This window comes from Variovorax sp. 22077 (assembly GCF_052044195.1).
Lineage (GTDB): Bacteria > Pseudomonadota > Gammaproteobacteria > Burkholderiales > Burkholderiaceae_C > Variovorax > Variovorax atrisoli.
Genome location: NZ_JBQEQC010000086.1, coordinates 1 through 884 on the forward strand (window position 1 = coordinate 1; position 884 = coordinate 884).

The following is an 884-nucleotide window of genomic DNA, read 5'->3' on the forward strand; positions in this document are numbered from 1 at the left end:
TGCAATCCAATCTGCCCGATGGCAAGGCTGCGGCCCACGTCTGCATGGAAGCCACCGGGACGTACCACGAGGCCCTGGCGCTGTTTCTGCATGACCAGGCGGTGGCGGTCTCGGTCGTGAACCCGCTGCAGGTGAAGCGATTCATGGAGCTCGAGGGTGTTCGCAACAAGACCGATGGCGGCGACGCGAAGGCCCTTGCACGGTTTTGTGACAAGACCGATCCGGCGTTGTGGGAGGCGCCTTCTGCGGGCGTGCGCTCGCTGCAGGCGTTGGTGGCTCGGCTGGACACGCTGCTGGAGCTCAGGCAGGCTGAGTCCAACCGCCTGGAGGTGGCCCACGACGCGGTCAGACCGTCTCTCATTGCGGTCATCGCGAGCCTGGACGACTCCATCAAGGACGTACGCATGCAGATCCGCAAGACCATCGACGACGACCCCGACCTGCGGCAACGCGGCGAGCTGCTCGCCTCGATCCCGGGCCTCGGGGACAGGACGATCCCGCAGCTGCTCGCATACATCGGGCGCCCCGAGCGATTCGGCTGCGTCAAGGCGCTGATTGCCTATGCCAGTCTCACGCCGATGATCAGACAGTCCGGCACATCGTTGGACAAGCGGCGGGGTACGCATCCTCAGGGGCATCGGGAGTTCAGGAACGCGCTTTACTTCCCGGCCATGGTGGCCGGCAGATACAACCCGCTGGTGGCCCAGTTCTGGCAGCGCCTGAAGGCGCAGAACAAGCCCGGCAAGGTCATCGTCGTGGCTTGCATGCACAAGCTCCTGGCCATCGCATACGGGGTGTTGAGGTCGGGCAAGCCCTTCGATGTGAACCATCATCCCAAGGCAGTCTGTAGTTGACAGGCAGAACGGTGTCTTTATTTCGCTGCG

The 884-nt window shown here is 63.8% G+C and carries 1 protein-coding gene; it reads left to right on the forward strand.

All coding sequences use genetic code 11. The features are described from left to right. The coding region (locus ACTJLF_RS34610; RefSeq protein WP_440884901.1) for an IS110 family transposase at positions 1–854 on the forward strand (854 nt) is incomplete at its 5' end. Positions 855–884: the final 30 nt, after the last annotated feature.